Annotated in this window: 13 protein-coding genes; 10 read left to right on the top strand and 3 right to left on the bottom strand. The window is 59.8% G+C overall.

Annotation, left to right across the window (positions count from 1 at the left end; translation table 11 throughout):
- Position 1 precedes the first annotated feature (1 nt).
- On the bottom strand, positions 2-1,291 hold the full coding sequence (locus tag PH603_RS11175) for an NAD(P)/FAD-dependent oxidoreductase (RefSeq protein WP_289502614.1): 1,290 nt from the start codon (positions 1,289-1,291) through the stop codon (positions 2-4).
- A 349-nt stretch (positions 1,292-1,640) separates the two neighbouring features.
- On the opposite strand from PH603_RS11175, the gene PH603_RS11170 reads away from it, so the two are divergent.
- The 8 genes from PH603_RS11170 (at position 1,641) to PH603_RS11135 (ending at position 11,330) form a co-directional block, all read left to right on the top strand.
- Entirely contained in the window at positions 1,641-3,011 is a 1,371-nt protein-coding gene (locus tag PH603_RS11170; protein WP_289502613.1) for a glutamine synthetase family protein, read from the top strand.
- 18 nt (positions 3,012-3,029) lie between these two features.
- Complete coding sequence (locus PH603_RS11165) at positions 3,030-4,340, top strand: NAD(P)/FAD-dependent oxidoreductase (protein ID WP_289502612.1); 1,311 nt, start codon at positions 3,030-3,032, stop codon at positions 4,338-4,340.
- Positions 4,341-4,359: 19 nt separating this feature from the next.
- Positions 4,360-5,976 carry a tetratricopeptide repeat-containing sulfotransferase family protein gene (locus tag PH603_RS11160; RefSeq protein WP_289502611.1) on the top strand — a complete coding sequence of 539 codons (1,617 nt, stop codon included), beginning with the start codon at positions 4,360-4,362 and terminating at the stop codon, positions 5,974-5,976.
- A 111-nt stretch (positions 5,977-6,087) separates the two neighbouring features.
- Positions 6,088-8,451: a TonB-dependent receptor gene (locus PH603_RS11155; RefSeq protein WP_289502610.1), complete on the top strand. Its 2,364-nt coding sequence runs from the start codon at positions 6,088-6,090 to the stop codon at positions 8,449-8,451.
- Positions 8,452-8,555: 104 nt separating this feature from the next.
- Positions 8,556-9,884, top strand: a complete 1,329-nt coding sequence (gene aptA, locus PH603_RS11150; RefSeq protein ID WP_289502609.1) for an omega-aminotransferase AptA — start codon at positions 8,556-8,558, stop codon at positions 9,882-9,884.
- A 15-nt stretch (positions 9,885-9,899) separates the two neighbouring features.
- Positions 9,900-10,145 carry a PGPGW domain-containing protein gene (locus tag PH603_RS11145; protein WP_289502608.1) on the top strand — a complete coding sequence of 82 codons (246 nt, stop codon included), beginning with the start codon at positions 9,900-9,902 and terminating at the stop codon, positions 10,143-10,145.
- Between the two features lie 4 nt (positions 10,146-10,149).
- On the top strand, positions 10,150-11,136 hold the full coding sequence (locus PH603_RS11140) for a threonine ammonia-lyase (protein ID WP_289502607.1): 987 nt from the start codon (positions 10,150-10,152) through the stop codon (positions 11,134-11,136).
- A gap of 77 nt (positions 11,137-11,213) precedes the next feature.
- Positions 11,214-11,330, top strand: coding sequence for an aa3-type cytochrome c oxidase subunit IV (locus tag PH603_RS11135; RefSeq protein ID WP_289502606.1), 117 nt, complete (start codon positions 11,214-11,216; stop codon positions 11,328-11,330).
- A gap of 58 nt (positions 11,331-11,388) precedes the next feature.
- Here the strand turns inward: PH603_RS11135 and hspQ are convergent, their stop codons facing one another.
- On the bottom strand, positions 11,389-11,733 hold the full coding sequence (gene hspQ / locus PH603_RS11130; protein ID WP_289502605.1) for a heat shock protein HspQ: 345 nt from the start codon (positions 11,731-11,733) through the stop codon (positions 11,389-11,391).
- 152 nt (positions 11,734-11,885) lie between these two features.
- Here hspQ and PH603_RS11125 point away from each other — a divergent pair, with 152 nt between their 5' ends.
- Positions 11,886-12,095, top strand: coding sequence for a hypothetical protein (locus tag PH603_RS11125; RefSeq protein WP_289502604.1), 210 nt, complete (start codon positions 11,886-11,888; stop codon positions 12,093-12,095).
- Positions 12,096-12,184: 89 nt separating this feature from the next.
- On the opposite strand, the gene PH603_RS11120 is transcribed toward PH603_RS11125, so the two are convergent.
- Complete coding sequence (locus tag PH603_RS11120) at positions 12,185-12,406, bottom strand: DUF4170 domain-containing protein (RefSeq protein ID WP_289502603.1); 222 nt, start codon at positions 12,404-12,406, stop codon at positions 12,185-12,187.
- A gap of 95 nt (positions 12,407-12,501) precedes the next feature.
- Here PH603_RS11120 and PH603_RS11115 point away from each other — a divergent pair, with 95 nt between their 5' ends.
- The gene (locus PH603_RS11115; RefSeq protein WP_289502602.1) at positions 12,502-13,080 is read left to right on the top strand and encodes a glycine cleavage system transcriptional repressor; all 579 of its coding nucleotides are present in this window, start codon (positions 12,502-12,504) and stop codon (positions 13,078-13,080) included.
- Positions 13,081-13,089: the final 9 nt, after the last annotated feature.

Genomic DNA, 13,089 nt, shown 5'->3' with positions numbered 1-13,089 from the left:
GTCAGATTCCTAGCTTGTCTCGCATCGAATAGTACCAGCAGCCGATGGTCGACAGCGGAACGCTGAGGAGCTGGCCACCGGGGAAACTGCGCGCCGGAATGCCCGCAAAGGCATCGAAGGCGGTTGCCTGGCCATGAATGGCGTGTCCGAGAACACGGCCCATCATGTGTGAACTTGTCACCCCGTGGCCGGAATAGCCTTGGGTGAAGAAAGTGGATTTGCCGAGCCGGCCGACATGGGGCAGGCGGATCCAGGTGAGGGCGATATTGCCCTGCCAGCCGAAGTCCACCTTCTTGTCTTTCAGCATGGGGAAGATTTTCTCCATGTTGGGACGAAGGGCCTTTTCGACGTCGGCAATATCCTGCCCGCCATAAACCGTGCCGCCACCGAAGAGCAGCCGTTTGTCAGCCGTCAGGCGGAAGTAATCGAGGACATAATTGCAGTCCTCCACGCAGTAACCATTGGGCAGCAATTCATCGGCAAGGTCGCCAAGCGGTTCGGTGACGATGATCTGGGTGGAGGCCGGCAGCACCTTCGGAGCCAGCTCCGGCACCGTCTTGCCAAGATAGGCGTTACCGGCGAGGACCACGTAATTGGCGGTCACGCTGCCGTTTTCACAGTAAACGACAGGCTTTTCCGCATTGTGGTCAACGCGGGTCACATTGGTTTGCTCGTAGATAACGGTGCCAAGGCTTTCAGCCGCCGCCGCCTCGCCGAGGCAGAGATTCAGCGGATGGATATGGCCGCCGTTATGGTCGATCCAGCCGCCGGCATAGATATCGGTGCCGACCTGCTCGCGGATGCCGGCCTTGTCCAGCAGCTCAAGCCCGCCACGACCGCGCTCGGCCCATGCCTTGATGGTTTCATCCAGATGGCGGATCTGTTTCTGCGTATAGGCGGCAAGTACTGAGCCATGCTTCAGGTCGCAGTGGATATTGTATTTGGCCACATTCTCGCGGATCACATTGCCGCCCTCGAGCGCGAGGTCGGCCATCATGCGGGCTTGTGAGGGGGCAACGCGGTCCTCGATATATTCGATTTCGCGGCTGTAGCCGTTGATGATCTGGCCGCCGTTGCGCCCCGATGCGCCCCAACCGACCCTGGCATTCTCAAGGACAACGACCTTGTAGCCAAGCTCGGCAAGCGTCAGGGCGCTGACGATGCCTGAATAGCCGGCGCCGACCACGCACACGTCAGCCGTGATGTCGCCTTGCAGGGAGGGGCGCACGGGCGAGGGGTTCGCCGTGGCAGCATAGTAGGAGCCCGTATGCTCGATGGGTTTTCTGGTCATGATTTATATTCCAGGTAGCTTGGGGTAGCATTGACTGGCGGAAGCGACTCAGAGTCGCGCCTCGACAAAATGTGATCACAAATTATGGTTTCCGTCAAGACGGATCGGATGCGCAACGAAAGCACTGCGGGGAGCATTGGAGCCCGCGCAATGCTTGCTGAAGCTCGGCTATTGGCCGAATCTGCATCCTGATGGCATTGACTTAGTCTCTTTCTTGTGATCACATTGCACCATTCCGCACCGATTGTGACCCATCTCAGGGTCGTTTTCCGGGCAGCCGGTCCTTGCCGCCCCTTGGCATGCCGGCCGGCGTTCGTGCCAGCCCACCTGTGCGCCAAACGTAGAGTATATGACGATGCCGAAGGATGCGAAGCTTACATTGGAGCAAGAGGTCGAGGCCTTCCTCGCCCGCCACCCCGACACGGAAGTGATCGAGGTGTTGCTGCCGGATATGAACGGCCTTTTCCGCGGCAAGCAGCTGCCAATCGAGGCGCTGAAGAAGCTGCCGAAGGAAGGCACGCTTTTCCCGATCACCACGCCGTTCCTCACCTTCAACGGTGCCGCCGCCGATACGGTGAGCGACGAGTATGGCACCGACCCCGACCGCGTGTGCATGCCGGTGCCGGGTTCGCTGGTGCGGGTTCCCTGGACCAAACACCCGACCGCCCAGATCATGCTGACGATGATGGATTCGGAAAGCGGCCCCTTCTTCATGGATCCGCGCTCGGTGCTGAACCGGGTGCTTGCCCGCTACCGCGCTGCCGGCCTGAAGCCTGTGGTGGCGCTGGAGTTTGAATTCTATCTTTTCGAGGCCACAAGCACGGTGCCGCCGGTGCCGATGTCGCCGCTGAACGACTTCCCGAAGGCCGAGGGCGGCAACATCTATAATATGGACGTCCTCTATGATTATGAGGAAATCCTCAACGAGATGGAGGATGTCTGCAAGGAGCAGGGTCTGCCCATCACCGGGATCGTCACCGAATATGGCTCCAGCCAGTTTGAAGCCAATCTCCTGCATATCGATGATCCGATGCGCATGTGCGATTACGCCATGATGCTGAAGCGCATCATCAAGGGTGTTGCCTTCAAATATGGTCTGCTGGCGAGCTTCATGGCCAAGCCGCTGGTGGACGAAGCCGGGAACGGCATGCATGCCCACGTCTCGATCCTCGACAAGGACGGCAACAATATCTTCGAAGGCAAGGGCGGCGAAGACCGGCTGAAGCATGCCGTTGGCGGGCTTCTGGAAACCATGCCTGAGGCGACGGCGCTGTTCGCGCCGAACGCCAACAGCTACCGCCGTTTCGACCCCGATTTCTTCGCGCCCGTGGTGCCGAACTGGGGCGAGAACAACCGGCTTCTCTCGGTGCGCCTGCCGATGGCCTCTGGCAAGGATCGTCGCTTCGAGCACCGTGTGTGCGGCGCCGATGCGTGCCCCTACCTGATGCTGGCGGCGATCCTCGCGGGCGCTCACTTCGGGCTCGAACACCAGCTGGACCCCGGCCCGAAGCGCGGCGAATTCGACGCTGTTGTGTTCGAGAACGTCCTGCCGAACCGCTGGCGCATCGCGCTTGACCGCCTGATGGAGGCGGACGTGATGAAAGAATATCTCGGCGAGGATTTCGTCGATCTTTATGTGCAGGTGCGCGGGTCCGAGGAACTGGCCTTCCACCGGGCCGTCAGCTCGGCTGACTATCGCCACTATCTGAGGATTGTCTGAGGAAAGACCGTTACTTATATGCGTTTGACCGACCGAGTACATAGCGACCGTTTTCCGGCCTCCTACTATACCGCCACCCTGAAGGACGAGGCGCCTTTCGCGCGTCTTGAAGGGGAGGTGAAGGCCGACGTCTGCATTGTCGGCGGCGGTTTCACCGGTGTGGCGGCGGCCCTTCATCTGGCGGAACGCGGCGCGTCCGTGGTGCTGCTGGAGCAGAACCTGATCGGCTGGGGTGCTTCGGGCCGCAACGGCGGGCAGGTCATCGGCGGCTATGGTCAGGAAATGACCGATGCACCGATGATGGAAAAGACCTTCGGCAAGGCGAACGCACAGGCGGTGTTCGACATGGGCGTCGAATGCGTCGATATCATCAAGGATTGGGTCGCCAGATATCAGATCGATTGCGATCTGGAATGGGGCTATTTCGATGCCGCCATGAAGCCGCGCGAGATGGACGAGCTGGCGGAAGGGATGGAAGTCCTGAAAGCCCATGGCTATCCGCACGAGCAGCGCATGGTGGGTGCGGCTGACGTGAAGAACTATATCGGCTCCGACCGTTATGTCGGTGGCCGGGTCAACATGGGCTGGGGGCAGGTGCACCCCTTGAACCTTGTGCGCGGTGAGGCGCGGGCCGCCGAAAAGCATGGCGCGCGCATCTTTGAAGGCGCGGAGGTCACTCATGTCGCATACGGTGACAAGCCGGTGGTGACAGCAACAGGCGGCAAGGTCGTCTGCGATCACGTGATCCTCGCCGGCAACGCCTATATGGGGGAACTCGTTCCCTCGCTCGCCGCGCGCTGCCTGCCGACGGGCAGTTATATCCTCGCGACCGAACAGCTTTCGGAAGACCTTGCCAAAAAGCTGATGCCGGCGCGCTTTGCCGCTTGCGACCAGCGCTGGGCGCTTGATTATTTCCGCATGAGCCCGGACCGGCGCATCCTGTTCGGGGGCCGTGCCAACTATTCCGGCCTGCATCCGCATGATCTTGAGAAATCGATCCGCCCGGCCATGGAAAAAGTGTTCCCGGAGCTCAAAGACATCCGTGTTGAATATTCGTGGGGCGGGTATCTGGGGATCGGCCTTAACCGCATTCCGCAGGTTGGCAAGCTCGACAAGAATATCTGGTACGCGCAGGCCTATTCGGGCCACGGCGTGGCGCCGACGCATATGTCGGCCAAGATTATTGCAGAGGCCATCGGGGGCGACCCGAAACGGTTTGACATCATGGCCTCGGTGAAGCATTTGCCGTTCCCCGGCGGGCGCATGTTCAAGCATCCGCTGCAGGCAATCGGCATGGCATGGTATCGTTTCAGAGACTGGGCTTTCTAAGGCGGGAATATCCGGGGGGATGATGAACGCAGGTGCGACAGAGACAATCGTAAGGACAGGCGAGCCCGACAAGGCCCGGCTGGCCGCTCTGTTGAAGCGCGGTTATCAGGCCTTCGCATCGCGCAAGCTTGGAGAGGCCGGCGCCGCCGCGCGTGAAGTGCTGACCCATGCCCCGCGCGTGAAAGAGGCACATTTCCTCGTCGGCCTTATCGCATCCGAAAGCCGCGATACGGCAACCGCCGTCAGGGCTTTCAAATCCGTTGTCGGTCTTGATGAGGGCGACGCGGCGGGCTGGGCGCAGCTTGCCCGGCTCTATGCCATGCTCGGCCAATACGGAAATGCCGAAACCGCGCTGGAACGCGCTGTGGCGTTGTCGCCCGCAATGCCTATCGTGATGGATACGATCGGCGGGGTCTTCAGCGCGCTTGGCGATCAGGCTGAAGCGCTGCGCTGGTTTGACAAGGCGACAGCGAAAGAGCCCGGCCATCCGCAGTTTGCCTTCAACCGTGCCAACGCGCTCCTGTTCCTCGGCCGGTTTGACGAGGCACGGGCGGCGCTCGATATCGTCCTGAAGGCCCATCCCGATATGCCTCGCGCCCACTGGATGATCGCTGGCATGTCGAAGGCCAAGGACCGCAAGCATATCGAGGAAATGGCTGAATATCTGGGCTCGCGCGGCTATACGCCGCTGTCCCAGAGCTTCCTCCTGTATGCCACCGGCAAGGAACTGGAAGACCTTGAGGACTGGGACGCCGCGTTCGAAGCCTTCGAGGCCGGTGCCGCTGCCAAACGCGCAGCAACGGACTATGACGAGGCCGTCGAGGAACAGCTGTTTGCGGCGCTGAAATCTGCATTCACCACTGAATGGCTCGCGGCACAGAAGGGCAAGACACCGGCAGATGCGCCGATCTTCATCGTCGGCCAGCCGCGCACCGGCACCACGCTGGTGGAACGGATCATTGCCGCACACGGCGAGGTCGAGGCGGCGGGTGAGTTGCAACAGTTTGCCATGTCCATGAAGCGCCTGTCGGGCCTTTCAACCCCGTTGCCGATGAGCGCTGAGGTGGTGGAAGCGATAGCCGCGATGGATGCTAGCCTTGTCGGGCATGCCTATATCGAGGCAACGAAGCCGGTGCGTGGCTCAAAGTCGCATTTCATCGACAAGATGCCGGTGAATTATCTGTATGCGCCGCTTATCGCCGCCGCCTTGCCGAACGCCAAGATCGTGCATGTGCGGCGCGACCCGATGGATAGCTGCTTCGCAAGCTACAAACAGCTTTTCGCCGAAGCCTATCCGCATTCCTACAATCAGCAGGAAATGGCGCGGCACCATGCCCGCTACCTGTCACTGATGACGGACTGGCGCGCCCTTCTCGGGGATCGCCTGATCGAGATCGAATACGAAAAACTGGTGACGGATACGGAGGCCGAAACCCGCCGCCTGATCGCGGCCCTCGGCCTTGCGTGGGATGACGCCTGCCTCGACTTTTTCAACAACGACGGCGCCGTGACGACGGCGAGCGCGGCGCAGGTGAGAGAGCCCGCCCACACGCGCTCGGTCGGTCGCTGGCGCCGCTATGAAGACAAGCTTTCCGCGATGCGGAATGAACTGCTGGCCCAAGGTGTTGCCGTCTGACAACCCCTTGCCCAAAAACGGTGTCCGCATGGCATTTGTGCCTTGAACGGCCACCACGATTGCGTTTGAGTCTGGAAAAATGTGCAAATCGAATTGTCAGGGAGAAACAGAATGGCAGTCACGACAAAGAAAAAGCGGCCTTGGCTGACGACCGGTGCGTCGTTCGCGGCGCTGCTTGCCGGGGCAGGGCAGGCGTTTGCCCAGGAATCCGGCGACAACAACGGGATGGTGATCGAGGAAATCCTCGTTGAAGCCCAGAAACGTGCTGAATCGGTGCAGGATGTGCCGCTCGCCGTTGCGGCCTTCGATGCGGCTTTCCAGAAGCGCGTCAATCTTGACGACGTGAAAGACCTGGTGAAATTCACCCCGGGCTTCGCGGGCGACAGCAAAGACAGCTTCATCGACTATATCAACATCCGCGGTATCTCGACGAACGACTTCGGCGTCGGCGGCGATCCGTCGGTCGGCTTCTTCAAGAACGGCCTCTATCAGGGCCGTAACGGCGTTGTTGTGACCTCGATGTTCGATATGGAACGTGCCGAGGTCCTGCGCGGGCCGCAGGGCTTCCTGTTCGGCCGTAACGCAATCTCGGGCGCTGTCAGCCTCTATACCACCAAGCCGAAGTACGACCAGACGTCCGGCTATATGGAAATGGGTGTTGGCCAGCGTGGCATTCTTGAAGGCGAAGCTGCCTTCAACTATGGCATCAACGACAAGGTTGCTGTGCGTCTTGCCGCTTACCACAGCGAAGAAGACGGCTATGTCGACAACCAGTTCGATCCCGAAGCCCGCAAGCAGGTATGGCACAACAAGGATGCCTTCCGGGCGAGCGTTGGCGTGCGCGGCGAAAGCTGGGACAGCACCTTCATCCTCGAGTATGAAGACCGCGAGCAAAGCGGCTCGGTTTACCGCGCCAACAATGCCTTCGGTATCCTGGACTCGCTTGAAGAAGTGCTCGAAGGCCCGGTCACCCCGCGCGGTGATATCCGTGATGTGGATGCCGACGAAGGCCTTGGCAACTACGATATCGGCGATGTTCTCTCGCTCGAGGCGCACATCAATTTCGACCTTGGCTTCGCAAGCCTGCAGTCGATCACCGGCTACAAGGATCATGACTATGATTACGCCGAAGATTTCGACGGCGCGCCCTTCCGCTACAACGACTATGCCCAGACCCAGTCGGGCGACTATTTCGAGCAGGAACTGCGCCTTGTAGGCCAGACCGAAGGCCCGCTGTCGTGGTACGGCGGCGTTTCCTACTATAAGGAAAAGCTCGACGTTCTGTTCCGCAACGCCCTTGGTGAAGATGTCCTTTGCGGCGTCTATTACGGCATGACCTGTCAGGAAATGTCGCAATATTACTATGGCGAGGACTATGAATATAACCCCGAAGGCCAGGTTGAAGCCAACATGGTCGACGGTGAATATTCGGGCTGGGGTGCCTATTTCGAGGCGACCTACGAGTTCAGCGAGAAGTTCGATATCGGTGCCGGCATCCGCTACACCAAGGACAAGAAGAACTTCGGCATCAACGTGCTGCCGGTCGATACCGGCCTCGGCCCCTACTGGATGTTCGGCCTGACGACCGACGGTTTCGTCTATGACAGCAAGTCGTGGGACAAGTTCACGCCGCGCTTCATCGCCCGTTACCGCCCGAATGAGGACTGGATGATCTATGCCAGCCTCACCAAAGGCTACAAATCGGGCGGCTTCGGCTCGTTCGCTGTGAACCTGAACCCGACCGACGAGTTCCCGGATGGTGTTGACGACGATCTCGTTGCAACCCCGGGCGCTACGCCGAACTCGTTCGACCCCGAGCAGGTGACCTCCTATGAGGTTGGCTTCAAGGGCGACCTGTTTGACAGCCGCGTCCGCCTCAACGGTAACGTCTATCACTATCGCTACACGGACCTGCAGCTGAACTTCTTCGATGCAGGCACCAAGATTGTGAACGTGGGCAAGGTGAAGGCATGGGGCGCGGAAGCCACCGTGCAGGCGATCCTGAGCGAAAACCTCGATATGTTCGTTTCGGGCTCCTACAACACCAACGAAGTGACCGGTGCGGTTTACACCTATCCGGATGGCACCGAAGTGGTGATCGGGCCTGATGGCTCGCGCCTGCCGGGTTCGCCCAAATGGACGCTTGCCGGCGTGCTTGCCTATCACCAGCCGATCGGTGACGCGGGCGAGATCACAGGGTCGGTTGACTTCCGTACGCAAAGCAAGACCTACGGCGGCCTCGACAACACCCCGTCGGGTGTTAATGGCGGGTGGACCGATGTTGCAGCCCGCCTCGGCTGGACCAGCAACGAAGGCTGGTCGGTCACGGCCTATATGGAAAACGTGTTCAACGCCAAGTATTTCGATGGCACCAGCGAAGGCTCGCCTGACGGGCTGTTCCCGGCGCACGGTTTCGGCATCAGCCGTCCGCGCACCGTGGGTGTGAAGCTGACCGTCAACTTCGGCGAAGAATAATCTAGCGCTTCGGGCGGGGCGGCTGCGGCCGCCCCGATCCCACAAAAGATCAAGTCCAGAGGCGACGGCCGGAGAGCCGCTTTCGCCAAAGCATCAGGTGTTTCATGACCTCCTCCAATCCGCTTCGGAACGATGAACTGCAGGCCTACTGGATGCCGTTCACGCCCAACAAGGCCTTCAAGGCCAAACCGCGCCTCCTGGAAAGCGCTGCGGGCCTCTATTTCACCACGGACGATGGCCGTCAGGTGATTGACGGCTCCTCAGGCCTCTGGTGTTCAGCGCTGGGGCACGGCCATCCGAAAGTGACCGAAGCGATCCGCGAACAGGCCGGCAAGCTGGACTATTCCACCGCCTTCGGCTTCGGCCACCGCCCGGCGTTCGAGCTCGCCAATGTGGTGGCGGACGTGATGCCCGGCTCGCTTGACCATGTCTTCTTCACGAACTCGGGCTCGGAATCGGTGGATACCGCGCTCAAGATCGCCATCGCCTACCACCGCCTCAAGGGAGACGCATCGCGGACCCGCCTGATCGGTCGCTTCAACGGTTATCACGGCGTGGGCTTTGGCGGCATCTCGGTTGGCGGCATGGTCAATAACCGCAAATTCTTCGGCTCGCTGCTGCCGGGTGTGGACCACATGCCTTTCCCCTATGACCCGGCGACCATGGCCTTCACGAACGGCCAGCCGGAAACGGGTGCCGCTTACGCCGACGAGCTTGAAAATCTGGTGAAGCTGCATGATGCCTCCACCATCGCTGCGGTGATCGTCGAGCCTGTTGTGGGTTCGGCTGGTGTGTTCATCCCGCCCATCGGCTATCTGGAGCGCCTGCGCGAAATTACCGCAAAGCACGGCATCCTCCTGATTTTCGACGAGGTGATCACGGCCTTCGGGCGTCTGGGTTATGCCAGTGCTGCCGAGCGCTTCAAGGTGGAACCCGATATCATCACGACCGCCAAAGCCATCAACAACGGCACCGTGCCGATGGGCGCTGTGATCGTGCAGAAGCGCATCTACGATACCTTCATGGATGAAACGAAGGGCGGGGTTGAGCTGTTCCACGGCTATACCTATTCGGCGCACCCGCTGGCCGTGGCCGCGGCGCTTGCCACCCAGAAGGTCTTCAAGGAAGAGGGCGTTTACGAGAATGTCCAGACCCTTGAGCCGCATTTCGGCGCGGCGGCCCATGGCCTTAAAACGGCAAAGCATGTGACCGATATCCGCAACCTCGGCTTCATGAGTGCCTTCACCGTGGCGCAGCGCGACGGCGTCTTGGGTGCACGGGCGAACGATGTGTTCCTGAAGGCGTTTGAAATGGGCCTGAAAGTACGGCTGTCGGGCGATCATATTGCCATCGCTCCGCCGCTTGTTTCCGACAAGGCGCATATCGACCGTATCTTCAACCTGTTCGCCGAAACGCTTGCAGCGGTCGACTGACCGAAGGGGCGGGACATGATCCGCCAGAAGATCAAGAAGACAATTCCGAACAACCAGCTGGGACGCCTCATTGTAGGCGTCCTTCTGGTCATTGGCGGCATCCTCGGATTTCTGCCGGTTCTCGGATTCTGGATGATACCGCTTGGCCTTGTGATCCTTTCCGTGGATTATCCCGCCGTGCGCCGGTTCCGCCGGCGCATGGAAGTCAGGCTGTTGCGCTGGTGGCACAAGCATCGCCCGCGCCGAAAAAAGGATAAATAAGACCATGACACTCGCGATCAGCTACGAGGATATTGTTGCCGCTGCCGGCCGCATCAAGGGGATTGCCGTTCGCACCCCGCTTATCGAAAACCTTGCCCTCAATGAACGCCTTGGCGGGCGCGTCTTCATCAAGCCCGAATGCCTGCAGCACGCCGGTGCCTTCAAGTTCCGGGGAGCCTATAACCGCATCTCGCAGCTGACGGACGAGGAAAAGAAGCGCGGCGTTGTGGCTTTCTCGAGCGGCAACCACGCGCAGGGCGTGGCGCTCGCTGCCCGCATGCTGGGCGTGAAGGCGACCATCGTGATGCCGAAGGACGCCCCCGAGATCAAGGTTCGCAATACCAAAGGATATGGCGCGATTGTCAGGCTGTTTGACCGCTACAGCGAAAGCCGCGAAGCGATTGCTGCCGAGATCAGCGAAAAGGAAGGCGCCATCGTCGTGCCATCCTTCAACGACCCTTATATCATGGCCGGGCAGGGCACCATCGGGCTTGAGATCGCAGAAGACCTGAAGGCGATTGGCGTAACCCCCGACCAAATCCTCACCGGCTGCGGTGGCGGTGGCCTCGCTTCGGGGCTTTATACCGTGCTCGGGCGCGAATTTCCGGGTGCTGCCCGGTATGTGGTGGAACCCGCGACCTATGACGACACCAAGCGTTCGCTGGAAAGCGGTACGCGCCAGCAGGCGGATATCACGGTAAAGTCGATCTGCGACGCGCTTCTCTCGGATTCGCCTGGGCCGCTGACCTTTGCCGTGCTTCAAGCCTTTGGCGTGAAGGGCCTGACCGTATCGGACCGCGAGGCAGCTGATGCCGTGGCCTATGCCTCTGAAATCCTGAAACTGACGACCGAACCGGGGGGTGTTGTCTCGCTCGCGGCACTCCTTGAAGGCCGTGTTGAAGCGAAGGGGCAGACCAGCGTGATCGTGCTTTCGGGCGGCAATATCGACCCCAAACTTCTCGCGGCTTGCCTCGCCGGCACTGCGGTTTGAGGCTTGGCCGGACTGTCACAATCGGTTATAGAGCAAAAAACAACGGGCTGGGGCCCTCCATACTTTGGGAGATGATCATGTCGATGGACGTTAAAGAACAGGAAACCACCTACAATGGCTTCATCAAGGTGGCCGTTCGGTCGACCGTCGCGATTGTCGCGGTCCTCGTGCTGATGAAGATTTTCCTCGCCTGAGGAAACCGGATACCCGGTATGAGAAAAGGCGGCCGATCTGGCCGCCTTTTTCTTTGTCTCAATGCCGCTGGCTTTCCTTGATGCGGTAGCGATCCCCGAGATATTCGCCGAACATGTCGGGTACATCAGGGTGATCAACCGGTTCGCCGCTGTCGTCCGGCACCAGATTCTGTTGCGAAACATAGGCTTCGTACGACTGCTCGCCATTCTCCGCGAGCAGATGATAGAACGGCTGGCCTTTCTCGGGCCGGATTTCGGCCGGGATCGATTCCCACCATTCTTCCGTATTGGCGAATTCCGGGTCCACATCAAAGATCACGCCACGGAACGGAAACACGCGATGCTTCACGACCTGGCCGATCGTGAAAAGCGCATTCCGGGTGATGGGCGGATTCGTTGTCATGGTCCTCGTTACTCCTTCTGCGCCGTGAGATAGGTGCAGGCGAGCCGAATGTCAACCATCGGGCCTTGTCACCAAAACGTCATCTAACTGTCACGATTTCGTCCGGTGATCCCTTCTAGGGTGGCTGAAATACGTGAATCGCAGAAGAAGAAATGAAAGACGAAGGGACGATGTACTATTCCCCGATCGATATCGAAGGCATCCGCCGGATTGCCCAGCTTGAGCTTTCCCGCCGCCAGTTTGGCAGCCGCGAGGAAGCCATGACCTATCTCCACGGCCACCTCGGCGCTTATGACCTTGAAGGCGAAGCGATTGCCGATGGCCTTGACGCCCATTTTGCTGCCCCCGCGTCGACGCGCTGATCCCCCCGATAGCGCTCCGCAAAAAAAGCCCCGCAAGCGCTCTGCCTGCGGGGCTTTTCTCATTTCAAAGCCGGCGAAAGCGTGGGCTTTCAGATTTCCGGCGTCAGCAACTTGTGCAGGTGCACGACCACATAACGGGTCATCGCGTCATCCACATTGGCCTGGCTGACGCTGCGCCATGCGTTTTCGGCTTCCTGGTAGGAGCCGAAGACACCGACGATCTCAAGCTTGCTCAGATCGGTGAAATCAAGCGTCTGCGGGTCCGAAACCGGACCGCCGAAGACGAGGTGAAGAAGTTGCTTGTCAGACATGGGCTATGTCCCTAATGAAAATGATTGTGGAGCGCGGCGCCTGTGTATCAAATCCATTGTGGCGCAGCATCATTTTTTTTCAAGCAGGCAAGAACATGAGCAACACACAAGGTCAGGAACGGGTCTCCAGTAATCTCCTTATTTCGATCATCGGGCGTGACCGGGTCGGTGTTGTTTCTGCTGTCTCGAGCTATCTTTTCGAAATCGGTGCAAACCTTGCCGACAGCGCCTATGCGGTACTGGGGCAGGGGTTCGAATTCAGCTGTGTGGCAGAATTCGCGACGCTGACGACGCCTGAAGAAGTGCAGGAAGGGCTTGCTGCCCTCGATCTGCTCGAGGGTGCCCGTATTGCGGTCACGAGCTTCCCCTTCAACCTCACCCGCGATGACAGCGGCACCATCACTCATGTGATCGAGGTTAAGGGCGGTGACCGCCCGGGGCTGGTGGCCCGGATCAGTGAAGTGCTTGTCGATTACGACGCCAATATCGTGCGGATGAACAGCCGCCGGATCGAAACCGAGGCCGGTTTCGATTACAGGACGCGATTTGCGGTGAATGTGCCGGCTGCCCGGGCAACGGCGCTTGAAAGTGCGCTTTACAATACGGCTGGCAGCTTGCGGCTTCTGTGTGTGATGGAGCCTGTATCCGTCGCGACCGTGGCCGCGACGGACTGATCAGAACTG

Source organism: Gimibacter soli, assembly GCF_028463845.1.
In the GTDB taxonomy this organism is placed as follows: Bacteria; Pseudomonadota; Alphaproteobacteria; order Sphingomonadales; family Kordiimonadaceae; genus Gimibacter; species Gimibacter soli.
This window is presented reverse-complemented; position numbering and strand designations above follow the sequence as displayed.

Coding starts and splice junctions, on each gene's coding strand:
- PH603_RS11175 (WP_289502614.1), bottom strand. CDS start 1,291: ATGACCAGAAAACCCATCGAGCATACGGGCTCCTACTATGCTGCCACG.
- PH603_RS11170 (WP_289502613.1), top strand. CDS start 1,641: ATGACGATGCCGAAGGATGCGAAGCTTACATTGGAGCAAGAGGTCGAG.
- PH603_RS11165 (WP_289502612.1), top strand. CDS start 3,030: ATGCGTTTGACCGACCGAGTACATAGCGACCGTTTTCCGGCCTCCTAC.
- PH603_RS11160 (WP_289502611.1), top strand. CDS start 4,360: ATGATGAACGCAGGTGCGACAGAGACAATCGTAAGGACAGGCGAGCCC.
- PH603_RS11155 (WP_289502610.1), top strand. CDS start 6,088: ATGGCAGTCACGACAAAGAAAAAGCGGCCTTGGCTGACGACCGGTGCG.
- aptA (WP_289502609.1), top strand. CDS start 8,556: ATGACCTCCTCCAATCCGCTTCGGAACGATGAACTGCAGGCCTACTGG.
- PH603_RS11145 (WP_289502608.1), top strand. CDS start 9,900: ATGATCCGCCAGAAGATCAAGAAGACAATTCCGAACAACCAGCTGGGA.
- PH603_RS11140 (WP_289502607.1), top strand. CDS start 10,150: ATGACACTCGCGATCAGCTACGAGGATATTGTTGCCGCTGCCGGCCGC.
- PH603_RS11135 (WP_289502606.1), top strand. CDS start 11,214: ATGTCGATGGACGTTAAAGAACAGGAAACCACCTACAATGGCTTCATC.
- hspQ (WP_289502605.1), bottom strand. CDS start 11,733: ATGACAACGAATCCGCCCATCACCCGGAATGCGCTTTTCACGATCGGC.
- PH603_RS11125 (WP_289502604.1), top strand. CDS start 11,886: ATGAAAGACGAAGGGACGATGTACTATTCCCCGATCGATATCGAAGGC.
- PH603_RS11120 (WP_289502603.1), bottom strand. CDS start 12,406: ATGTCTGACAAGCAACTTCTTCACCTCGTCTTCGGCGGTCCGGTTTCG.
- PH603_RS11115 (WP_289502602.1), top strand. CDS start 12,502: ATGAGCAACACACAAGGTCAGGAACGGGTCTCCAGTAATCTCCTTATT.